The sequence below is a fragment of the Arenimonas sp. genome (genome assembly GCF_022842045.1).
In the GTDB taxonomy this organism is placed as follows: Bacteria; Pseudomonadota; Gammaproteobacteria; order Xanthomonadales; family Xanthomonadaceae; genus Arenimonas.
In genome coordinates, this window is record NZ_JALHQI010000055.1 from 1 (window position 1) to 20646 (window position 20646).

Sequence of the window (20646 nt, forward strand, 5' to 3'; positions counted from 1 at the left end):
CGCCGCCCCCGCCGCCGCCCGACGAGCCGCCGCCGCCGCTGCCGGACGAGCCACCCGGCGGCGTCGAGGCCGAGGAGATGTGCTGCGTCAGCGCGCTTCCCAGCGAACTGCCCAGGCTGGCCAGCCCCAGCGACGTGCCCGCGCTGCCGCCGTGGTACCAGCGCGGCTGTGCCGCCTGCGCTTGCTGCACGCCGACCGCGCGGGTGAAGCGCTCGCTCCAGGCCGCCTCCACGTCCAGCGCCATCGCGTAGGGCAGCAGTTGCTCGTAGCGGCCGGCGTCCAGCGGTGGTTCGCCGTCGGTGCCCGCCGCGCCGGGCGTCGGCGTGGCGTGGATCTCGTCGCGCTCGGCCACCGAGAGGTAGCGCTGGAAGCCTTCGATCTCGTCCATCGCCCGCCGCCCTTCCGGCGTCGGCGCCTTGAGCAGCCAGCCGAACAGGAGGTGCATGCCCATCATGGAGATCGCCACCAGCACGATCACCAGCGCCCCCGTGCCGCCGGACACCGCGAACGCCAGGATGATCGCGCCGATCGAGAACAGCAGCGCCAGCAGCACGCTGCCGCCGTGGGTCTTGAAGTACTTCGGCTGCGTCTGCCGGGCAAGCGCCGTCGCATGCGCCATGCGCGCGCCGCCGACCCGGCTGGCCTCGGTGTTGCGAAGCACGACCTCGGGCGACGCGGCGAAGAGCTTCTCCGCGGCCGCGCGCTGGGCCCCGGACAAGACCGCGGCGTCGGCCCCGTCCACGCGCACCAGGCGCCAGTCCTTGCCTTCGGCGTGGATCTCGAGGAAGCCGCGCACCGCCATCTGCACCAGGTCGGCGGCGAAGTCGCGGTTGTCATGCGCCATCCGGCGGATCACCCGCACCTCGCCGGCCGAGAATCCCCGTGGCACCTCGTAGCGCGGGAACACCGGCCCGGCCGGCAGATCGCGCCCGACCCGGTACCAGCGCCATACGTAGAAGACCAGCAGGCCGACCAGGCCGGCCAGCGCCAGCAGCGCGCCGCCGTTGTCGCGCAGGAAGGCGCCCGTCTTCTCGACGGCAGTCGGTTCCGGCACCTGCCCTTTTGGGAAACCCGCCGCGATCGTCAGGCCTTCGTTGGGCCCCAGCGCCCGCGTGGTGCGGAACACTACCTCGCGCGGCCCCGCGACCTCGACCTCGAAGTCCCGCCCGGTCGCGCCCTCGGGCCCGGTGTAGGCCGCCAGCCGCCACTGGTCCGCCGGCACCTCGCGCGGCAGCACCAGCCGCGCCGACACCGACTCGGTGGCGAACTCCCAGCCCAGGCCATTGACGTTCCAGTACAGCTCGTCGAAGTCGCCGAAGAAGCCCAGCTGGCGCGTGGTGCGGTAGCGCAGCCGGTACTCGATGTCGGCTGGCACCGGCAGGAAATCGTCGCCGCCGGTGTTGACGCGGATGCCGTTCGACAGCGATTCGGTGAAGAAGGGCTCGGGCCGGCCGTCGCGCTCCAGGCCCAGCACTTCGAAGTCCACCACCACGCGGTTGCCGAGCCGGTCGCGGTAGCGGGTCGGGAAATCGCGGTAGATGCCGCGACGGATGCGCTGGCCCTCGGCGCGCACGCGGATCGTCTCGGTGACCGCCATGCTGCCGTCGGGCTGCACCGCCAGGTCGCTGTGATACGAGAGGATGCGTTCCTGGGCCGGCGCGGGCGAGGCCGCAGCAAGCAGGAGCAGGCACGCCAACACCCAGGCGCGGCTCACGACAGCCCTCCCAGGCGCGGCGCCGCGGCGGCGTCGGTCCCCGCCTCGAAGAACTCCGCCTCGCGGAACCCGAACATGCGCGCCACCAGCACGTCCGGCACCCGCTGCACGCCGTCGTTGTTCTCGCGCACGGCCCCGTTGTAGAAGCGCCGCGCGTACTGCAGGTGGTCCTCGACCTCGACCAGCCCGCGCTGCAGCTGCAGGAAGTTCTCGCTGGCCTTGAGGGCCGGGTAGGCCTCCTGGATCACCACCAGCCGGCCGATGCCGTGCTCGAGCGCGCGTTCGACCTCGGCCAGCCTGGCCGGGGACTGCGTGGCCATGGCCTGCGCGCGCAGGGCGGTGACGTTCTCGAGCAAGGCCTTCTCGTGCCCCGCGTAGGCGCGCACGGCCTCCACCAGGCGTGGCACCAGGTCGTGCCGGCGCATCAGCTGCACGTCGATGTCGCTCCAGCCGGCCCGCACCTGGTTGCGCAGGCGCACCAGCCGGTTGTAGGCGAACACGGCCCAGGCGGCCACGGCCGCCAGCAGGACGAGGATCAGGATGGTCATCGGCGCTTCCCCCCGGGGTCTGCCCGGATTATCGGCACAGCCGGGCGTCGCTGGCGACCTCGGGTATATTTGGCCGCTTCGGGCCCCGCCCACCCGCCACCGGACAGCCATCGATGACCGAACTCGCCCCCGCCAAGCGCAGCGCCATGGACCGCTTCCTCAACATCGTCGAGAAGGGCGGCAATGCCCTGCCCCACCCGGCGACGCTGTTCGCGCTGCTGGCGCTGGCGGTGGTGGTGGCGTCCTGGCTGGCGTCGATGGCCGGCCTGAGCGTGACGCACCCGTCCACCGGCGAGATCGTGACCCCGGTGAACCTGCTCAGCATCGACGGGCTGCATCGCATCCTGACGAGCACGGTCACCAATTTCACGGGCTTCGCGCCACTGGGCGTGGTGCTGGTGGCCCTGATCGGCATCGGCGTCGCCGAGCACAGCGGCCTGATCGGCGCTTCGCTGCGCCTGCTCGTGCTGTCGGCGCCCCGCTACCTGCTGACGCCGGTGCTGGTTTTCGCGGGCGTAATGTCCAACATGGCCAGCGAGATTGGCTACGTGCTGCTGGTGCCGCTGGGTGCGCTCATCTTCATCTCGGCCGGTCGCCACCCGATCCTGGGCATGGCGGCGGTGTTTGCCGGCGTGTCCGGCGGCTATTCGGCCAACCTGCTGATCGGCACCATCGACCCGCTGCTGTCGGGCCTGTCGCAGGAGGCCGCACGCATCGTCGATGCCAACTACACCGTCAGCCCGCTCGCAAACTGGTACTTCATGATCGCCTCGACGCCGGTGATCACGCTGCTCGGCTGGTTCGTCACCGAACGCATCGTCGGACCGCGCTTCCCGGACAGCGAAGTCCCGTCGCTGACACTGGCCGCCGACGCCAAGCCGGACGACCAGGATCTGAGTCCCGCCGAGCGCCGCGGCATGCGCTACGCGACCTGGACGGTCGTGGCGTTCTCCCTGCTGGTGTTCTGGGGCGGCTATCCGGCCCAGGGCGCCAGCTTCGAACTGTTCGGCAGCCTCTGGCAGATGCCGACGATCCCGGGCTCGGGCTTCCTGCTCGACGAGCGCCAGGACGTGCTGCGCTCGCCCCTGCTCAGCGGCGTGGTGGTGATCATCTTCCTATACGGACTGCTCGCCGGCATCGCGTTCGGCGTCGGCGCGGGCACCATCAAGTCCGACAACGACGTACTCAAGGGCATGGCGGCCAGCATGAGCACGCTGGGCGGATACCTGGTGCTGGTGTTCTTCGCCGCGCAGTTCGTGTCCTACTTCAACTGGACCCAGCTGGGTCTCATCTTCGCGGTTGAGGGCGCGGACTTCCTGAAGGCGCTCGGCCTGCCGACCATCCCGCTGTTCATCTGCTTCATCCTGCTCACGGCCACGGTGAACCTGTTCATGGGCTCGGCCTCGGCCAAGTGGGCGCTGATGGCGCCCGTCTTCATCCCGATGTTCATGCTGCTGGGCTACTCGCCCGAGATGACCCAGGTGGCCTACCGCGTCGGCGACAGCGTCACCAACATCATCTCGCCGATGATGAGCTACTTCGCGCTGATCATCGCTTTCTTCCAGCGCTACGAGCCCAAGGCCGGCATCGGCACGCTGGTGGCGACGATGCTGCCCTACTCGATCGTGTTCCTGGTCGGCTGGAGCCTGATGTTCGGCGTGTGGATCTGGCTGGAGCTGCCGATCGGCCCGGATTCGCCGCTGATCTACCTGCCGGCGACGCCCGCCGCGGGCTGACCGTGGGCCGCTGGCGGCCGCCGGCCGAAGGCTCGACGGCGATCATCACCCGCGCCGGCTTCGAACGCCTGCGCGCCGAGCTCGACGAGCTCTGGCGCGTGCGTCGCCCGGCGGTGGTCAAGGCGCTGGCCGAGGCCGCGGCCGAGGGCGACCGCAGCGAGAACGCCGAGTACACCTACCGCAAGAAGCAGCTGGGCGAGATCGACCGGCGCGTGCGGTACCTGGGCAAGCGCCTGGAGGCCTTGAAGATCGCCGAGGGCCCGCCCTCGGACCCGTCAGCGATCTTCTTCGGCGCATTGTTCGAGATCGAGGACACCGACAGCGGCGACACCGCGCGCTACCGCATCGTCGGCCCGGACGAAACCGACGCGAAGGCGGGCTGGATCAGCATCGATTCCCCGCTGGCCCGCGCCGCCCTGCGCAAACGCGCCGACGACGAGTTCGAAGTCCAGCTCCCCGCCGGCCCCGCCCGCTACCTCGTCCTCTCCGTGGCCTACGAGTCCGCGGCCTGACGGCCGTCAGTCCTCGTCGTCGCCGACCAGGCCGAAGAGGTCGTGTTCGTCGCTGCCCATGATGCGGACCTCGCAGAAGTCGCCGGGCTTGAGGCCCGCCGCGGCGCCGTCCTGGATCTGCACCAGGCCGTCGATCTCGGGCGCGTCGGCCTTGGAGCGGCCGATGGCGAGCTCGCCGTCGATCTCGTCGATGATCACCGTCTGCACGGTGCCGACCTTGCGCTCGAGCTTGTCGGCGCTGATCTCGGCCTGCAGCGCCATGAAGCGCGCCAGGCGCTCCTGCTTCACGTCCTCGGGCACCGCGCCCGGCAGGTCGTTGGCGCTGGCGCCCTCCACCGGCGAATAGGCGAAGGCGCCGACGCGGTCGAGCTCGGCCTGGTCCAGGAAGGACAGCAGCTGCTCGAAATCCTCCTCGGTTTCGCCCGGGAAGCCGACGATGAAGGTGCTGCGAATGGTGATTTCAGGGCAGATGGAACGCCAGCGCTGGATGCGCTCGAGGGTCTTGTCCACCGCGCCCGGCCGCTTCATCAGCTTGAGGATGCGCGGGCTGGCGTGCTGGAACGGGATGTCGAGGTAAGGCAGCAGCTTGCCCTCGGCCATCAGCGGGATGATGTCGTCCACGTGCGGGTACGGGTAGACGTAGTGCAGGCGCGTCCACAGGCCCAGTTCGGACAGGCCCTCGCACAGGCCCTTCATGCGGGTCTGGTACTCCTTGCCGCGCCATTCGCGGGCGGCGTACTTCATGTCCACGCCGTAGGCGCTGGTGTCCTGCGACACCACCAGCAACTCCTTCACGCCGCCGCGGGCCAGCTTCTCGGCCTCGCGCAGCACCTCGTCCACCGGGCGCGACACCAGGTCGCCGCGCATGGACGGGATGATGCAGAAGCTGCAGCGGTGGTTGCAGCCCTCGGAAATCTTCAGGTAGGCGTAGTGCTTGGGCGTGAGCTTGAGGCCGTAGTCCGGCAGCAAGTCCACGAACGGGTCGTGCCGCGGCGGCAGCGCTGCGTGCACGGCCGACATCACGCTGGCGTAGTCCTGCGGGCCGCTGATCGACAGCACGTCCGGGTGCGCCGCGCGGATCTGCTCGGGGCGCTTGCCCAGGCAGCCGGTGACGATGACCTTGCCGTTCTCGGCAATGGCCTCGCCGATCGCGTCCAGGCTCTCGGCCACGGCCGAATCGATGAAGCCGCAGGTGTTGACCACCACCACGTCGGCGGCGTCGTAGCTGGGCACGATCTCGTAACCCTCGACCCGAAGCTGGGTCAGAATGCGTTCGGAGTCTACGAGGGCTTTCGGGCAGCCGAGGCTGACGAAGCCCACCTTGGGGTGGCTGGCGGACATGGCGGGCCGGGTCGGGGCGGGGGCGCGGATTATACCCCTCGCCGGCCGGGAAGCCGGTGTAGGCTGGCCCTCTTGGACGAACGGATGGACCATCGGGGGACACACATGGGCCAGAACATCTCGATCAGCACCCGCCACGGCCGCATCTCGGCCTGGCAGGCCAAGCCGCACGACAAACCGCGCGGCGCCCTGATCGTCGTCCAGGAAATCTTCGGCGTGAACCACCACATCCGGCAGGTCACCGACCGCTTCGCCAACTACGGCTACCTGGCCATCGCCCCCGCACTGTTCGACCGCGTCAGCCCCGGCACCGAGCTGGGCTACGACGAGGCCGGCGTGGCCCGCGGCCGTGCCCTGGCCGAGGAAGTGGGCTTCAACGGCGCCCTGGACGGCGTCCGTGGCGTCTACGACCTGGTCGAGGGAGAGTTCCGGGTTGGCGTGGTGGGCTACTGCTGGGGCGGCAGCGTCGCCTACCTGGCCAACGCCCGCATCGGCCTGCCGGCGGTCAGCTACTACGGCGGCCGCACGGTGCCGCTGCTGAAGGAGCGGCCCAAGGCGCCGCTGATGCTGCACTTCGGCGAAAACGACCCGCTGATCCCGCCCGAGGACGTCGCCATGCACCGCGAGGCCCTGGACGATGCCGCCGAGATCCACGTCTGGCCGGGCGCCGGCCACGGCTTCAACTGCGACCAGCGGCCAGACTTCAACGAGGCCGTGGCGAAGCAGGCGCTGGACCGCACCCTCGCCTTCTTCCAGAAGAACCTGCGCTGAGGCCCCCCGACATGAACGACCTCGATCCGCGCCTGGCGGCGGACTCCCTGTTCGTGGCCGACGGCCCGCTGTCGCAGTTCCGCCTGGTGGACGACGCCCGCTTCCCGTGGTTGGTGCTGGTGCCGCGCGTACCCGGCGCCATCGAGTGGATCGACCTGCCCGGCGACGCCCAGCGCCTGCTGCTGGCCGAACTGAACCTGGCCGGCCGCCTGCTGCGCGGCCTCGGGCCGGTGCACAAACTCAACATCGGTGCGCTGGGCAACGTGGTTCGCCAGCTGCACGTGCACGTGGTGGCGCGCCAGCAGGACGACGCGGCCTGGCCGGGGCCGGTGTGGGGCGCGGGCGTACGCCAGCCCTACGTGGCCAGCGCCCGCGAGGCACTGCTATCTTCCCTGCGTTCGGCGCTTGAAGCCGCCACCCTGCCCCCGGAGTCCCCATGAAGTCGAACGTGCTGTCCGCCATCATCCTGATCGTGCTGGGCGCCCTGCTGCTGGCCAACAACCTGATCCCGGAGTTCAAGATCTGGGCCACCTTGTTCAAGTGGTGGCCGGTGCTGCTGATCGCGCTGGGCGTGAGCCTGCTCGCCAGGCGCGGCTGAGGCGCCGGCTGACGCCGCGGCTCAGGTGCGCGGCAAGGTCACGCCGGTCTGGCCCTGGTATTTGCCGCCGCGGTCCTTGTACGAGGTCTCGCACACTTCGTCGGACTGGAAGAACAGCATCTGCGCCACGCCCTCGCCGGCGTAGATCTTGGCCGGCAGTGGCGTGGTGTTGCTGAACTCGAGCGTGACGTGGCCTTCCCACTCCGGCTCCAGCGGCGTCACGTTGACGATGATGCCGCAGCGCGCATAGGTGCTCTTGCCCAGGCACACCACCAGGGTGTCGCGCGGGATGCGGAAGAATTCGACCGTGCGCGCCAGCGCGAAGGAATTGGGCGGGATGATGCACACGTCCGACACCACGTCGACGAAGCTGGTCGGGTCGAAGTTCTTCGGGTCGACGATGGTGGAATTGATGTTGGTGAAGATCTTGAACTCGCGCGCGCAGCGCACGTCGTAGCCGTAGCTGGACGTGCCGTAGCTGACGATGCGCTGGCCGTCGCCGCCGTGCTTGACCTGCCCCGGCTCGAACGGCTCGATCATGCCGTGCTGCTCGGCCATGCGGCGGATCCACTTGTCGGACTTGATGCTCATGCGGGACGCGGTTCCTGGTGGTGAAGGCGGGGATTCTAGCGGGCCGGGGCCGGCTCAGGTGTCCTGCATGACGATGTTCGGGAAGGCGATGGCCTTGTTGCGGGCCTGCAGCGACAGCCGGGCCGCGGTGCGGCGGGCGATGTCGCGGTAGGCCAGCGCCAGCGGCGAGTCCGGGTCGGCGGCGACGGTCGGGGTGCCGGAGTCGGCCTGCTCGCGGATGTGGATGTCCAGCGGCAGCGCGCCCAGCAGCGGCACGTCGTACTGGACCGCCATGCGCTCGCCGCCGCCGGCGCCGAACACGTGCTCGGCGTGGCCGCAGTTTGAACACACGTGCACGGCCATGTTCTCGACGATGCCCAGCACCGGCACCTCGACCTTGGCGAACATCTGCAGGGCCTTGCGGGCGTCGAGCGTGGCGATGTCCTGCGGGGTGGTCACGACCACGGCGCCCGAAACCGGCACCCGCTGGGCCAGGGTGAGCTGGATGTCGCCGGTGCCGGGCGGCAGGTCGATCACCAGGTAGTCCAGGTCGTCCCACAGGGTGTTGTTGAGCAGCTGCTGCAGGGCCTGGGTGACCATCGGGCCGCGCCAGATCATTGGCGTGTCCTCGCCCACCAGCAGGCCGATGGACATGGCCTGCAGGCCGTGGTTGCGTTTGGGTTCGATCGACTTGCCGTCCGGGCTGTCGGGACGCCCCTCGAGGCCCAGCATCTTGGGGATGGAAGGGCCATAGATGTCGGCGTCGAGCACGCCGACCCGGGCGCCCTCGGCCTGCAGGGCCAGGGCCAGGTTCACGGCCGTGGTGGACTTGCCCACCCCGCCCTTGCCCGAGGCCACGGCGATGATGTTCCGGACCTGCGGCAGCGGGGTCAGGTCCTTCTGGACCCGGTGGGCATCGACCCGCGACGTGACCGAGACCGTGGCCTGGCTGACGCCCGGCTGGGCCTCGAGCAGGGCCTTGGCCTGGGCCGCCAGCGTCGCGTGCCAGCCCGCCGCCGGGTAGCCCAGCCGGATCTCGGCGGCCACCTTGCCGCCGTCCAGGCCCAGCCCCCGGACTGCCCGCGCCTCGGCCAGGGACTGGCCGGTGTGGGGGTCGGCCAGTTGGCCAAGGGCGTGGATGAGGGCTTCGGAAGGGGTCATGGACGGGCCTGGCGGGGAATTCAGCCTGCCATGGTGCCACCGCGGAGGACGGGGCGCAGCGGGCCGGAGGGTAGCCCGGGAATGTGACAAGCCCATGGCCTTCCATAAATTCAATTTGCGTTAAGGCTGCCTTCGATGGTAAGAAGTCATCTGCTTCATGAACCCACCCAAAACAGCGGAGACGCTTCAATGTCCCTCAAGAAAGACACGCGTAACAAGTCGCTGGCCCGTCTGCCCCTCGTGGCAGCCGTGGTCGCCGGCCTCTATGGTCCGGCGGTCCTCGCCCAGGACCCGCCCTCCGAGCCCGAAAACGAGGAGCAGGCGGCAGAAAACGCGGCCGATGCCACGAAACTGGAGACCATTACGGTCACCGGCTCCCTGATCAATCGCCTGGGCTTCAATTCGATGTCCCCGGTGCAGATCATCACCGCCGACGTCAGCGCCACCACCGGCCAGCTGGACACGGCCTCGATCCTGCAGACCACCAGCGTGGCCGCGGGCACCACCCAGATCAGCAACCAGTTCTCCGGCTTCGTGGTCGAGGGCGGTAACGGCAACCAGTCGATCGCCCTGCGCGGCCTCGGCGCCTCCCGCACCCTGGTCCTGCTCGACGGCAAGCGCCCGGGCCCGGCCGGTACCCGCGGCCAGGTCGGCGCGTTCGACCTGAACGTCATCCCGTCGGTCATCCTGCAGCGCGTTGAGCTGCTCAAGGACGGCGGCGGTTCGATCTACGGCTCCGACGGTATCGGCGGCGTCGTCAACCTGATCACCCGCAAGAGCGTCGACGAGCCGACCCTGATCTTCGAAACCGACCTTCCGCAGGAATCCGGCGGTTCGTCGTACACGGTGTCCGGCGCGACCGGCTGGGACTTCGACAGGGGCAGCATCGTTGCCGCCTTCCAGTTCTACGACCAGCAGCCGCTCAGCATCGGCGACCGGGACTTCCTGGCCTGCCCGCGGGACCTGGTGCGTGACGCCGACGGCAACATCATCGACCGCCAGGACCGCTCGGTCATCGGCAACACCCCGCTGGGTGGTTGCAACAATCTCTACCACAACACCGTCATCTCGGGCGCGAGCCGCTACGTCCCGTCCCCGAACGGCGTGACCATCGGCCCGATCCCGGGCTACCGCCCGCGCGCCAACGCCAACGCCTCCGGCGGCAACCCGGCGTTCTACGAGGACGTGCTGAACGCCGACTTCGTCGGCGAGTCGCACATCTTCTCCTCGCAGGAGCGCAGCAGCCTCTTCGTCGGCGCTGATTTCAGCTTCGACCGCGTGGACTGGAGCGGCCAGCTGCTCTACACCAACCGCGAGACCGAGTCGCGTCGCTTCCGCCAGTTCTTCCCGACGATGGATTACCGCTCGGTGGGCCTGAGCGCCAACTCGCTGCCGATCATGCCGTTCAAGTCGGACCAGAACATCGACGTCGACTTCCTGTACGCGGCGTCCAGCTTCAAGGGCGGCTTCGGTAGCGACAGCACCTGGTCCTGGAACTTCGACACCACCTTCTCGCGTTCGGACGGTGACTACGAAGTCTTCAGCATCGACGCCAACAAGACCGGCGATCGCTTCCGCGACCTCGACGGCGGCGGCTCGCCCGTCAACTACCTGGATCCGATCTTCCTGAGCGGCCGTGGCATGGAGCGCCTGGCGCAGGAAATCGGCGTCTGGCACACCGGCAACACCGTGTATGACCAGTTCGTGGTCAACGCCACCGCCACCGGCGAGCTGTTCGAGCTGCCGGCCGGCGTCGTTGCCGCCGCGATCGGCACCGAGTTCCGTCGCGTCAGCATCGACGACAACCCGAGCGAGCTCGAGCGCACCGGCCGCCTGTGGGGCCAGTCGTCGGCCACCGGTACCGAGGGCAAGGACTACATCCAGGAAATCTTCGGCGAGATCGAAGTGCCCCTGCTGTCCGGCATCCCGGGCATCGAGGAGCTGGCGGTCAACGCCTCCGGCCGCGTGTTCAAGTACGACACCGTGGCGGACTCGGACTCGATCTGGAAGCTCGGCATGCGCTGGCAGATCATCCCGTCGCTGAGCATCCGCGCCACCCGCGGCACTTCGTACCGCGCCCCGGGCCTGTACGAGCTGTTCCTGGGTGACCAGACCTCGTTCGTGGGCCAGTTCGGCATCGATCCCTGCATCGACTGGGGCAACTCGACCAACCCGAACATCCGCGCCAACTGCGCCGCGGAAGGCATCCCCGACAACTACAACGGTGCGGGCTCCTCGGCGACCGTCATCACCGGTGGCGGCCTGGGCGTCCTGAAGCCGGAGACCTCGACCGCGACCACCGCGGGCATCGTCTTCACCCCGTCGTGGGCGAACTTCACCGCTTCCGTGGACTACTTCGAGATCGACGTGCGTGACCAGATCTCGCAGCTCGGCGCCGGCGCGATCGTGGGCAGCTGCTATGCCCTGCCGAACTACCCGAACGCCTTCTGCGACCTGTTCAACCGTCGCGGCACCGGCTCGGATCCGCTCAACATCGACGTGATCCGCGACTCGTACCTGAACATCAACAAGCAGCTGGTCCGTGGTTATGACCTGAACCTGCGTTGGGACGGCGACTTCAACTTCGGCAAGGTCGAGGTCGAGAGCCAGTTCACGTACACGATGGAGAACGTCGAGCAGCTGTTCGACAGCAGCCTCGAGAGCGGCTTCGACAGCAACGACTACGTCGGCCTGATCAGCTATCCGAAGCTCGTCGGCAACATCCGCAGCTCGCTGACCCGTGGTGACTTCACGTACACCTGGGGCATGCGCTACGTGGACGAGACCGAGAACTTCAACTTCAACACGCCGACGGCGTACTTCGGCAACGCGAACCCGGTGTACGACACCGTCGCCGAGGACCGCCTGTACCACAGCCTGTCCGTCATCTACCGCGCGGACAAGTGGGACCTGCTGGTCGGCGTCGACAACGTGCTCGACAAGGATCCGCCGAACGTTTCGACCGGCACCGCCACGCGTTACGGCACCATCCCGGCGTTTGCCACCCAGTACGATTGGTTCGGCCGCTCGCTGTTCGCGCGCATGACCTATCGTTTCTGATAGAAAGAAGCAGTCTTGGAGACGGCCGGGTTATCCCGGCCGTCTCTTTTGGGGGATACAGGTAAACCGGAGAAGCACCATGCGCAACCGCTTCAAAAACCTGGTGGCCCTTGCCACCGCGTCGCTGCTGGCGACCGTGAATTCCGCATCCGCGCGCGACCCGATCTCGATCGAGGCGCTGTCGTCGATGCCCAAGATCCAATCCGTCTCGATGAGCTCGGACGGCAAGAACATCGTCGCCCTGATCGGGAAGGAAGGCGCCGAGGAGTACGAGACCTCCCTGGCCACCTGGCAGCTCGACAACCTCGCGGCTGGCCCCACTGTCACTGCCTCGGGCGACCGCATGCGCTTCATTGCCGCCTCGGCGCTGAAGGCCGACCGCGTGTTCGTGTTCGCGCGCCAGGCGTGGACCGGCGCGCTGCAGGGCTGCGGCGAAGGCAACAGCACCGGCTCGACCAAGACCTTCGTGTCCAAGGCCTACCTGACCGACACCAAGCATTCCGAGTTTTCCGAGGCCTTCGCGGCCGGCACCCGCACGGCAGGCGTCAGCGCCCAGACCGAGCGCTGCCTCGAGCTGGCCGGCACCGCCAGCCTGGTCAACGGCCTGCCGCTGGACCCGACCAAGGTGATCGTCTCGCGCCTCAACCCGCTGACCTTCCAGGAAAACTACTACCGCTACGACCTCGCCACCGACAAGACGGAGCTCCTGTTCCGCGCCAGCGGCCGCGATGCGCCGGGCCTGCTGAACCCGCGCAACGGCGAAGTGCTGACCACCACCACCATCGAGCCCACCTCCGACGGCCTGGAGCAGCGCATCAAGATCCGCAAGGCCGGGACCGATGAGTTCGTGGTGCACCCGGCCCTGTCGCGCAAGATCAAGGACCGCTACACCATGGCCGTGGTCGGCCTGGACGAGGCCACCGGCAAGTACTACGTGCTCACCGACGCCTTCTCCGACCTGGTGCAGGCGCGCATGTACGACCCGGCCACCAGCAAGTTCGACGACGAGCCGCTGCTGGCGCACCCGAAGTACTCGATCGCCAACATCGTGCTGGGCTCGCGCCCGAGTGACTTCAACAAGGTGCTGGGCTTCACCATCGCGAACATGAACGGCGACACGATCTGGATCGACCCGCAGCTGGCGGCCATCCACGAGGGCCTGAAGCTGGCCTTCCCGGGCCAGCAGGTCTCGATCGGCAGCATGACCGACGACCGCAACAAGATCCTGTTCACCACCGAAAGCCCGCGCCACCCGGTGGCCTACCGCCTGCTGGTGGACGGCAACAAGGTCTCGACCCTGGGGGTGACCCGCGACGGCATCGACCCGAACGACATCGGCGAGCAGAAGTGGGTGACCTACCAGGCCCGCGACGGCCTGGAGATCCCCGCCATCCTCGACCTGCCGGCCGGCTGGACCAAGGCCGACGGCCCGCTGCCGACGGTGATCCATCCGCACGGCGGCCCGTGGGCCCGTGACTACGGTGGCTGGGACGCGTCCGGCTGGGTGCCGTTCCTGACCTCGCGCGGCTACGCCGTGCTGCGTCCGCAGTACCGCGGCTCGTCGGGCCTGGGGCGCAAGCTCTGGACCAGCGGCGACGCCGAGTGGGGCCAGAAGATGCAGGACGACAAGGACGACGGCGCCGCCTGGCTGGTCAAGGAAGGCATCGCCGATCCCAAGCGCCTGGTCATCTTCGGCTACTCCTACGGTGGTTTCGCGGCCGCCGCGGCCGTGGTGCGTCCGAACAGCCCCTACCGTTGCGCCATCTCCGGCGCGCCGGTCACCGACCTGGGTCGCCTGGGCACGTCCTGGAGCGACAACCGCCTGCAGCGCATCGTGCAGGGCGACACGGTCAAGGGCATGGATCCGATCCGCAACACGGACAAGGCCAACATCCCGGTCCTGCTCTACGTCGGCGATCGCGACGTGCGCACGCCGGCTTTCCACGCCAAGGACTTCTACAACGGCGTGAAGGGCAAGGTCGACGCGCAGTTCCACCTGATCCCGGACATGCCGCACAGCATGCCGTGGTACCCGCGCCACATGTCCCAGACGCTGCGCCTGATGGAAGACTTCCTGAAGAACAAGTGCGGCACCAGCGCCTGAACCCAGGCACCGCCCGCATCACGCAGCACCGAGGGCCCGGCGACAGCCGGGCTCTTTTTTTCTGCCAACGTGAAGATGGGGCGCCGGCGCGAGCCCGGAAGGTAGCCAGTTCGATAGACCTATCCGCCCGGCGGCGGGTGTGGGGTCTTGGCGATTCTTGTCGGTCCATGCTTCTCCGACCGCTCCGTCGCCGCCGCACGGGTACCCGATGTTCTTCGAGGATGGCCGGGGACTTGGGTCAGCTCACACACGACGGGTCGCCGTGGCGCCCATCGGAAAAGCACGGACCCAGGCTCCACGACTTGCACCCCCACCCGCCGCCGGGCGGAAATGTGCTTCGCACTGGCCACCTTCCACGCTGGCCTCGAACCCTCATCTCGCGTCCGAAGGGACGCGCGCGATGGGACGTCAGCGGCTACTTGCATTGCGCTGGTTAGCCAACGTGGTCAGCGAGAAAAATGCCCGGCCTTGGTCCTGATCGATACGCGCAAGCATCGGAGCGGGCCGCTACGGGCCTTTCGTTGGGCACCCAAGACGGTCCGCACCGGTGACGCCGCGGAATCGAAGGTCACTTCCTGCGAAATAAAAGGCTTCGCTGAGCAGGAAGTGACCTTCGATTCCGCGGTGGCACCGGCGCCTGGTCCCGCAGTACCGCAAGGACCGCAGACCTAGGATAATCGCGGCCTGCCCCAGCCCTTCGTTGCCTGCCCATGCCCGCGCCTGCCCTCGTCACCACCGCCCTGCCCTATGCCAACGGGCACCTGCACCTTGGCCACCTGGTCGGGTACGTGCAGGCCGACATCTGGGCGCGGGCCCGGCGCATGGCCGGCGGAACCACCCATTTCGTCTGCGCCGACGACGCCCACGGCACCCCCATCATGCTGGCGGCCGAGAAGGCCGGCACCAGCCCCGAGGACTTCATCCGCGGCATGCAGGCCAGCCACGAGGCCGACTTCGCGGCGTTCGGCGTCCAGTTCGACCACTACCACTCGACCCACTCGGACGAGAACCGCGAACTCGCCAGCCTCATCTACACCCGCCTGCGCGACGGCAGCCACGGCGTGAAGGCGATCGCCCGGCGCTCGATCCAGCAGCTGTTCGACCCCGACCGGCAGATGTTCCTGCCCGACCGCTACATCAAGGGCGAGTGCCCGAACTGCGGCTCGGCCGACCAGTACGGCGACAACTGCGAGGTCTGCGGCAAGGCCTACTCGCCCACCGAACTGAAGAACCCGCGCTCCGTGGTCTCCGGCGCCGTGCCCGAGCTGCGCGACTCGGAGCACTACTTCTTCGAGCTGGGCAAGTTCGAGGCCTTCCTGCGCGAATGGCTGGCCGGCGACGTGGCGCATGCCTCGGTGAAGGCCAAACTCGGCGAATGGCTCGAGGGCGGCCTGCGCGACTGGGACATCAGCCGCGACGCGCCCTACTTCGGCTTCCCCATCCCCGATGCGCCCGGCAAGTTCTTCTACGTCTGGCTGGACGCGCCCATCGGCTACCTGGCCAGCTTCAAGGCCTTCTGCGACCGCGGCGGCGCCGACTTCGCGGCCTTCACCGAGGCCGCGCGCAACACCGCCGGCGAAACCGAGATGCACCACTTCCTCGGCAAGGACATCATCAACTTCCACGGCCTGTTCTGGCCGGCCATGCTGCACGGCGCCGGTTTCCGCACCCCCACGGCCCTGCACGTGAACGGCTACCTCACCGTCAACGGCGCCAAGATGAGCAAGTCGCGCGGCACCTTCGTGCAGGCGCGCACCTACCTCGACAGCGGCCTGAACCCCGAGCACCTGCGCTACTACTTCGCGGTCAAGACCGGCGCCGGCGTGGTCGACCTCGACCTCAACCTCGACGACTTCGTGGCCCGCGTGAACGCCGACCTGGTCGGCAAGTTCGTCAACATCGCCAGCCGCTGCGCCGGCTTCATCTCCAAGCGCTTCGACGGCCAGCTGGCCGCCACGCTGCCGGACCCGGCCATGTACGCGCGCTTCGTCGAAGGCGTGCGCGAGGTGGCGGCCAGCTATGCCCGCGACGAGTTCGGCCAGGCCATGCGCCAGGTGATGGCGCTGGCCGACGAGGCCAACCGCTACATCGACGAGCGCAAGCCGTGGGTGATCGCCAAGCAGGACGGCGCCGACGCCGAGCTGCAGGCCGTGTGCACCCAAGGCCTGAACCTGTTCCGCCTGCTGGCCGCCGCGCTAAAGCCGGTGCTGCCGGCGACGGTGGCGCGCGCCGAGGCCTTCCTGCGCGCGCCCGTCGCGCGCTGGGGCGACATCGCCGCGCCGCTCACCGCCCACGCCATCGCCCCGTTCGAGGCGCTGATGACCCGCATCGACCCGAAGCAGATCGAAGCCATGACCGAAGCCAGCAAGGAAGACCTCAAGCCCGCCGATGCGCCACCAGCAGGAGGGGCTGTAGGAGGGACTTCAGTCCCGAAGCCCTCCGCGAAGAGCTTCGGGGCTGAAGCCCCTCCTACAGAGGGCAAGGCGGTGGCCACCATCGGCATCGAGGATTTCGCCAAGCTCGACCTGCGCATCGGCAAGGTGCTCGAGTGCGGCTTCGTGGACGGCTCCGACAAGCTGCTGCGCTTCCTGCTCGACGCCGGCGAGCTCGGCCAGCGCCAGATTTTCTCGGGCATCCGCGGCAGCTACGCCGAGCCGGACAAGCTGGTCGGCCGCAGCGTCGTGTTCATCGCCAACCTGGCGCCGCGAAAGATGCGCTTCGGCCTGAGCGAGGGCATGATCCTGTCCGCCGGCGTCGACGGCGGCGCGCTGGCCTTGCTCGACGCCGACGCCGGCGCCCTGCCCGGCATGCCGGTCCGGTAACGCCGTCGTGGAAGACATCGGCCTGCTGCTGGTCGGCGCGGTCTTCGTCAACAACTTCGTGCTGGTGAAGTTCCTGGGCCTGTGCCCGTTCATGGGCGTGTCGCGCCGGATGGACGCGGCCTACGGCATGGCCCTGGCCACCGGCTTCGTGCTCACGCTCTCGGCCGCGCTGGCCTGGGTCGTGCACCACTGGATCCTGCTGCCGCTGGGCCTGGAGTACCTGCGCACGCTGGGTTTCATCCTGGTGATCGCGGCGGTGGTGCAGTTCACCGAGATCGTGATGAACCGGCAGAGCCCGCGGCTTTATCGCGTGCTGGGCATCTACCTGCCGCTGATCACCACCAACTGCGCCGTGCTCGGCGTGGCGCTGCTGAACGTGCAGGCGCGGCACAGCCTCATCGAATCGGTGCTTTATGGCTTCGGTGCCGCGCTTGGCTTCGGGCTGGTGCTGGTGCTGTTCTCGGCCATGCGCGAACGCCTGGAGGCCGCCGACGTGCCGGCCGCCTGGCGCGGCGCGCCGATCGCGCTGGCCACGGCCGGGCTGATGTCGCTGGCCTTCATGGGCTTTTCCGGCCTGGTGCCGGCCTGACATGGTGGCGACGTGGCTGTGGGTGGTCGCGCTGGCCGCCTTGCTGGGTGCCGTCCTGGGCTGGGCCGCGGTGCGGTTCCGGGTGCAGGCCGACCCGATGGTCGAACGCATCGACCGCCTGCTGCCGCAGACCCAGTGCGGCCAGTGCGGCTTCCCCGGGTGCAAGCCCTACGCGCGCGCCATAGCCGCGGGCGAAGCCGACATCAACCAGTGCCCGCCCGGCGGCGAGGCCGGCGTGCGGGCGCTGGCGGAGCTGCTGGGCCGGGAGCCCAAGCCGATCAATCCGGACAACGGCGTCGAGAAGCCGGCGGTGGTGGCGCTGATCGTCGAGGCGGACTGCATCGGCTGCACCAAGTGCATCCAGGCTTGCCCGGTGGACGCGATCGTCGGCGCACCCAAGCGCATGCATACCGTGATCGCCGACCTGTGCACCGGCTGCGAGCTGTGCCTGCCGCCTTGCCCGGTCGACTGCATCGAATTGGTGCCGCCGGCCCCGCGGCCGGGCCAGGTCCGCTGGCCGCGGCCCGCCTGAGCGGCCGGCGTCAGAGCCGTTCGACGGTGTAGCCGGCCTCGCGCAGCAAGTGCACCAGGCCATCCTCGCCCAGCAGGTGCATCGCGCCGACCACCACCAGGGTCTCGTCGCTGTCCTGCTCGTCGAGCATGGCGCGCACCTGCGGCAGCCAGGCGCGGTTGCGGGCCACGTTCAGGCGCTCGTACAGATCGGGGTATTCGGCCTTCATCTCGGCGCCGCTCATCGCGAACAGCGCCTCGGCGTCGCCGGCGCGCCAGAGCGCGTGCATGCGGTTGATCTCCTGCTCCATCGCGGCGACGTCGCCGAGCGCATCCTGCAGCTGCTGCAGCTGTTCGGCCGGGCTCATGCCGTCGAACATGGCGAACTGCTGGTCGGCGGTTTCCAGCGCCCCGACCTGCTTGCCGGCGGCCTGCGCGCGCTCGGCGAAATGCTTGTCCAGGCCCAGCGAGGAGTCGAGGCCGGCGATCTGCATCTCGGTGATGCCGATCACCAGGCCCATGAACCAGGTGTCGAAGCCCTGGAAATTCTGCAGCGCGATCTGGCGCTTGGCCGCGTATTCGACCAGCTGCGCCCAGGTCTCGCCCGGCAGGGCCGCCTGCAGGGTCTTGCCGTCGGATCGCCGGGCCACCATCGCCATCTTCTGGCCCAGGGCCGGGTCGTTCATCTCGGCGGGCGAGAGTTCGAACACCACCTTCTCGGCATCGTCGAGCGCCGCGTAGGCGTCGGGCGACAGCGGATAGTCACCGGCCTTGAGCAGGTGGAAGGAGCCCAGCAGGTAGATGGCGTTGTCGGCGTCGCTGACCTTCCACAGCAGCGGCTTGGGCGGTTCGGCGAGCGCGCTGCCGGCGACGGTGGCGAGCAACAGGGCAGCGAGGAAGCGGATCGACATGGGCAGGGAATCTCTTGGCGAGGGGGGATTCATTCGGGGGAAGGCAGCGGCTTCTTCTCGCCCGCTTCCACCCGCAGGTCGAGCCGGTTCTCCGGCAGCGGCATCGGGCAGGTCGAGTACGGCGTGAAGGCGCAGGGCGGATTGTAGGCCTTGTTGAAGTCGAGCACGGTGGTGCCGTCGCTGCCGGGCGGGTCGGCGTAGACCATGCGCGAGGCGGAATAAGTCTCGTGGCCGCTGGTGCGGTCGGCGAAGGTGAAGAACAGCCGCCCGTCGCCTTCGTCCACGGCCTGCATCCGGAAGGTCTGGCCGTCCTTCTCGAAGCTGAGCGTGCCGGGATTGGGCATGGGTTCGACCATGCCCAGCATGTTGATGATCTCGACGGTCTGGCCCGGCGGGTGCGCCTCGAAGCGGGCCACGAAGCGGAAGTCCGGGTTGATGTCGAAGTATTCCAGGCCGGGGAAGCGCGTGCGCGTCGGCGCGAACGCGTTGCGCACGCGCAGCGCGTGCCGGTCGGCGCGCCTGATCAGCACGAAGCTGGCGTCGCCCTTGTTGAACGACACCACCGTGGGCTTGCCGTCGGCGTCCGACACCAGCGGCACCAGGGCCTCGGGCTCCGGCGCAACGCCATCGACCATCACCTCTGCCTCCACGCCCGGGTGCAGCTTCAGCGTGGCGCTGCCGTCGCGGGCCAGGTTCAGCATGCCCACCTGCGCGGGGCCGACCGACAAGCGGGTGCCGTTGTCCTGTGCCGAACCGACATAGGTCGAGCCGGGCGTGAGCCAGTGCAGGCCCACCAGCGACAGCCAGCCGTCGGGGCGCTTGAGCGTGGCCAGCCGCTGGTCGCGCCAGGCCAGGATCTCGCCCTCATACGCCAGCCTGGCCGCGCGCGCGGCGCGCTCCTCATTCTGCGACTGCGCAGCCTCGTCGGCGCCTCCGCCGCAGCCGGCCACCGCGGCCAGCGCCGCCATCCACAGCAGGTGTCGAAACTTCATCAGCGCCCCCTCAGGAACAAACGGTCGAGTTCGGATTTGCTCAGCTGCACCCAGGTGGGGCGGCCGTGGTTGCACTGTCCGCTGCGCTCCGTGGATTCCATGTCACGCAGCAGGGCGTTCATCTCCGGCAGGGTGAGGCGCCGGTTGGCGCGCACCGAGGTGTGGCAGGCCAGGGTGGACAGCAGCTCGTTGCGCGCTTCCTCCAGCTTGCGGCTGCTGCCGTGCTCGCGCAGATCGGACAGCACGTCCAGCACCAGGGCCTTCGGGTCCAGGTCGGCCAGCAGGGTCGGCACGCTGCGCACGCTGAGCGACTGGGGGCCCGCGCGCCGGATCTCGAAACCGTAGCCGGCCAGGGTGTCGGCGTGCTGCTCGGCGATGTCGGCCTCGCGCTCGGACACCGCCAGCGGCAGCGGCACCAGCAGCGGCTGCGCGCGGATGCCCTCGCCGTCGCGGGCCTGCTTGAGCCGCTCGTAGGTGATGCGCTCGTGCGCGGCGTGCATGTCCACCAGCACCAGCCCGTGCTCGTTCTCGGCCAGTACGAACACGCCGTGCAGCTGCGCCAGCGCATAACCCAAGGGCGGCGCTTCCGCCTCGTTGGCGGCGGGCATCGGTGCCGCCGCGCCGAGGGCGCCCGTCGCGCCACCGTACAGCGCCGCGTAGCCGGCCAGCGTGTCGCGCACCGGCAACCCCAGCCCGCCCTGCGCCGG

The 20646-nt window shown here is 69.0% G+C and carries 17 protein-coding genes and 1 pseudogene; 10 read left to right on the forward strand and 8 right to left on the reverse strand.

Going from position 1 to position 20646, the window contains the following annotated elements; translation table 11 throughout:
• A partial coding sequence (locus Q0C12_RS11240; RefSeq protein WP_290890384.1) for a DUF2207 domain-containing protein occupies positions 1 to 1714 on the reverse strand: 1714 nt, incomplete at its 3' end.
• A complete protein-coding gene (locus Q0C12_RS11245; RefSeq protein WP_290890387.1) occupies positions 1711 to 2262 on the reverse strand; it encodes a LemA family protein in 552 nt (183 codons plus the stop codon). The genes Q0C12_RS11240 and Q0C12_RS11245, both read right to left, overlap by 4 nt.
• 113 nt (positions 2263 to 2375) lie before the next feature.
• Here Q0C12_RS11245 and Q0C12_RS11250 point away from each other — a divergent pair, with 113 nt between their 5' ends.
• Both Q0C12_RS11250 and greB read left to right on the forward strand, forming a co-directional pair.
• Positions 2376 to 3998 carry an AbgT family transporter gene (locus Q0C12_RS11250; RefSeq protein ID WP_290890390.1) on the forward strand — a complete coding sequence of 541 codons (1623 nt, stop codon included), beginning with the start codon at positions 2376 to 2378 and terminating at the stop codon, positions 3996 to 3998.
• 2 nt (positions 3999 to 4000) lie between these two features.
• Positions 4001 to 4510, forward strand: coding sequence for a transcription elongation factor GreB (greB, locus tag Q0C12_RS11255; RefSeq protein WP_290890392.1), 510 nt, complete (start codon positions 4001 to 4003; stop codon positions 4508 to 4510).
• Between the two features lie 6 nt (positions 4511 to 4516).
• On the opposite strand, the gene rimO is transcribed toward greB, so the two are convergent.
• Complete coding sequence (rimO, locus tag Q0C12_RS11260; RefSeq protein WP_290890394.1) at positions 4517 to 5851, reverse strand: 30S ribosomal protein S12 methylthiotransferase RimO; 1335 nt, start codon at positions 5849 to 5851, stop codon at positions 4517 to 4519.
• Positions 5852 to 5956: 105 nt separating this feature from the next.
• Here rimO and Q0C12_RS11265 point away from each other — a divergent pair, with 105 nt between their 5' ends.
• The 3 genes from Q0C12_RS11265 to Q0C12_RS11275 are packed head-to-tail and all read left to right on the forward strand — an operon-like array spanning position 5957 to position 7220.
• Entirely contained in the window at positions 5957 to 6622 is a 666-nt protein-coding gene (locus Q0C12_RS11265; RefSeq protein ID WP_290890396.1) for a dienelactone hydrolase family protein, read from the forward strand.
• An 11-nt stretch (positions 6623 to 6633) separates the two neighbouring features.
• A complete protein-coding gene (locus tag Q0C12_RS11270; RefSeq protein WP_290890398.1) occupies positions 6634 to 7062 on the forward strand; it encodes an HIT family protein in 429 nt (142 codons plus the stop codon).
• Positions 7059 to 7220, forward strand: coding sequence for a DUF5668 domain-containing protein (locus Q0C12_RS11275; RefSeq protein ID WP_290890400.1), 162 nt, complete (start codon positions 7059 to 7061; stop codon positions 7218 to 7220). The genes Q0C12_RS11270 and Q0C12_RS11275 overlap by 4 nt, the downstream gene beginning before the upstream one ends.
• Positions 7221 to 7241: 21 nt before the next feature.
• Here Q0C12_RS11275 and dcd read toward each other — a convergent pair whose 3' ends face one another.
• Both dcd and apbC read right to left on the reverse strand, forming a co-directional pair.
• Positions 7242 to 7811, reverse strand: a complete 570-nt coding sequence (dcd, locus tag Q0C12_RS11280; protein ID WP_290890402.1) for a dCTP deaminase — start codon at positions 7809 to 7811, stop codon at positions 7242 to 7244.
• A 54-nt stretch (positions 7812 to 7865) separates the two neighbouring features.
• Entirely contained in the window at positions 7866 to 8951 is a 1086-nt protein-coding gene (gene apbC / locus Q0C12_RS11285) for an iron-sulfur cluster carrier protein ApbC (RefSeq protein ID WP_290890404.1), read from the reverse strand.
• Positions 8952 to 9140: 189 nt separating this feature from the next.
• On the opposite strand from apbC, the gene Q0C12_RS11290 reads away from it, so the two are divergent.
• The 5 genes from Q0C12_RS11290 (at position 9141) to rsxB (ending at position 18058) form a co-directional block, all read left to right on the forward strand.
• Positions 9141 to 12011 (forward strand): TonB-dependent receptor, encoded by a 2871-nt coding sequence (locus Q0C12_RS11290; RefSeq protein WP_290890406.1) that lies wholly within the window; start codon positions 9141 to 9143, stop codon positions 12009 to 12011.
• Between the two features lie 79 nt (positions 12012 to 12090).
• Complete coding sequence (locus Q0C12_RS11295; RefSeq protein WP_290890408.1) at positions 12091 to 14115, forward strand: prolyl oligopeptidase family serine peptidase; 2025 nt, start codon at positions 12091 to 12093, stop codon at positions 14113 to 14115.
• Between the two features lie 710 nt (positions 14116 to 14825).
• The gene (gene metG, locus Q0C12_RS11300) at positions 14826 to 16937 is read left to right on the forward strand and encodes a methionine--tRNA ligase (RefSeq protein WP_290890410.1); all 2112 of its coding nucleotides are present in this window, start codon (positions 14826 to 14828) and stop codon (positions 16935 to 16937) included.
• A gap of 7 nt (positions 16938 to 16944) precedes the next feature.
• Entirely contained in the window at positions 16945 to 17526 is a 582-nt protein-coding gene (gene rsxA / locus Q0C12_RS11305) for an electron transport complex subunit RsxA (protein ID WP_290890412.1), read from the forward strand.
• 4 nt (positions 17527 to 17530) lie between these two features.
• Complete coding sequence (gene rsxB / locus Q0C12_RS11310) at positions 17531 to 18058, forward strand: electron transport complex subunit RsxB (protein ID WP_290890414.1); 528 nt, start codon at positions 17531 to 17533, stop codon at positions 18056 to 18058.
• 10 nt (positions 18059 to 18068) lie between these two features.
• Here the strand turns inward: rsxB and Q0C12_RS11315 are convergent, their stop codons facing one another.
• The 3 genes and pseudogenes from Q0C12_RS11315 to mutL all read right to left on the reverse strand — a co-directional run.
• A complete protein-coding gene (locus tag Q0C12_RS11315; RefSeq protein WP_290890416.1) occupies positions 18069 to 18947 on the reverse strand; it encodes a TraB/GumN family protein in 879 nt (292 codons plus the stop codon).
• A 29-nt stretch (positions 18948 to 18976) separates the two neighbouring features.
• Complete coding sequence (locus Q0C12_RS11320) at positions 18977 to 19939, reverse strand: DUF1684 domain-containing protein (RefSeq protein WP_290890418.1); 963 nt, start codon at positions 19937 to 19939, stop codon at positions 18977 to 18979.
• Positions 19939 to 20646: pseudogene (gene mutL, locus Q0C12_RS11325) on the reverse strand (DNA mismatch repair protein MutL); the annotation flags it as partial. The gene Q0C12_RS11320 and the pseudogene mutL, both read right to left, overlap by 1 nt.

What these genes read in the sequence shown, in the direction of transcription:
- Q0C12_RS11245 (WP_290890387.1), bottom strand. Translation starts at nt 2,262, where the DNA reads ATGACCATCCTGATCCTCGTCCTGCTGGCGGCCGTGGCCGCCTGGGCC.
- Q0C12_RS11250 (WP_290890390.1), top strand. Translation starts at nt 2,376, where the DNA reads ATGACCGAACTCGCCCCCGCCAAGCGCAGCGCCATGGACCGCTTCCTC.
- rimO (WP_290890394.1), bottom strand. Translation starts at nt 5,851, where the DNA reads ATGTCCGCCAGCCACCCCAAGGTGGGCTTCGTCAGCCTCGGCTGCCCG.
- Q0C12_RS11265 (WP_290890396.1), top strand. Translation starts at nt 5,957, where the DNA reads ATGGGCCAGAACATCTCGATCAGCACCCGCCACGGCCGCATCTCGGCC.
- Q0C12_RS11270 (WP_290890398.1), top strand. Translation starts at nt 6,634, where the DNA reads ATGAACGACCTCGATCCGCGCCTGGCGGCGGACTCCCTGTTCGTGGCC.
- Q0C12_RS11275 (WP_290890400.1), top strand. Translation starts at nt 7,059, where the DNA reads ATGAAGTCGAACGTGCTGTCCGCCATCATCCTGATCGTGCTGGGCGCC.
- dcd (WP_290890402.1), bottom strand. Translation starts at nt 7,811, where the DNA reads ATGAGCATCAAGTCCGACAAGTGGATCCGCCGCATGGCCGAGCAGCAC.
- apbC (WP_290890404.1), bottom strand. Translation starts at nt 8,951, where the DNA reads ATGACCCCTTCCGAAGCCCTCATCCACGCCCTTGGCCAACTGGCCGAC.
- Q0C12_RS11290 (WP_290890406.1), top strand. Translation starts at nt 9,141, where the DNA reads ATGTCCCTCAAGAAAGACACGCGTAACAAGTCGCTGGCCCGTCTGCCC.
- Q0C12_RS11295 (WP_290890408.1), top strand. Translation starts at nt 12,091, where the DNA reads ATGCGCAACCGCTTCAAAAACCTGGTGGCCCTTGCCACCGCGTCGCTG.
- metG (WP_290890410.1), top strand. Translation starts at nt 14,826, where the DNA reads ATGCCCGCGCCTGCCCTCGTCACCACCGCCCTGCCCTATGCCAACGGG.
- Q0C12_RS11315 (WP_290890416.1), bottom strand. Translation starts at nt 18,947, where the DNA reads ATGTCGATCCGCTTCCTCGCTGCCCTGTTGCTCGCCACCGTCGCCGGC.
- Q0C12_RS11320 (WP_290890418.1), bottom strand. Translation starts at nt 19,939, where the DNA reads ATGAAGTTTCGACACCTGCTGTGGATGGCGGCGCTGGCCGCGGTGGCC.